This is a genomic window from Streptomyces sp. YGL11-2 (assembly GCF_050054615.1).
GTDB lineage: Bacteria > Actinomycetota > Actinomycetes > Streptomycetales > Streptomycetaceae > Streptomyces.
On sequence record NZ_JBNHIN010000171.1, the window covers coordinates 1 to 534 of the forward strand.

General features: G+C 71.2%; 1 protein-coding gene. It reads left to right on the top strand.

Annotation, left to right across the window (positions count from 1 at the left end):
• Window positions 1-110: 110 nt before the first annotated feature.
• The coding region (locus ACO1BR_RS44200; RefSeq protein ID WP_426800762.1) for a SpnB-like Rossmann fold domain-containing protein at window positions 111-534 on the top strand (424 nt) is incomplete at its 3' end.

A 534-nucleotide genomic window follows, 5' to 3' on the forward strand; every position in this document is an offset into this window, starting at 1 on the left:
ATGCGTCTGGTGCTTCGCGGGTGCGTGTCCGGGTTCGTGGGGCGGGTGGTGCGTTGTCGGTCGCGGTGGCGGATTCCAGCGGTGCGCCGGTGGCGTCGGTGGAGTCGTTGGTGGTGCGTCCGCTCTCGGCCGGGCAGTTGCAGGCCGCTGACCGGGACACCCTCTTCACGGTCGACTGGGTCCCCGTACCGCTCACGGACGAGCGCGTCGAGCTCGGCACCGGCCCGGACGGCGAGCCGTGGCGGACGTACCCGGAACCGGAATCCCTGACCGAGGCACCGATGCCCGGAACCTTCCTGGTCGGGCCGCCTGCCGGCACTGCTGACCCCACCGGCACGGTGGAGTCCGTTCACGCGGCCACGGCGTGGGCGTTGGAGGTGATGCAGTCGTGGTTGGCCGAGGATCGGTTTGCTGGGTCGCGTCTGGTGTTCGTGACGCGTGGTGCGGTGTCCGGCGTGGATCTTGCGGGTGCCGCGGTGTGGGGTCTGGTGCGGTCGGCTCAGTCGGAGCACCCGGGTCGCTTCGGTCTGGTGG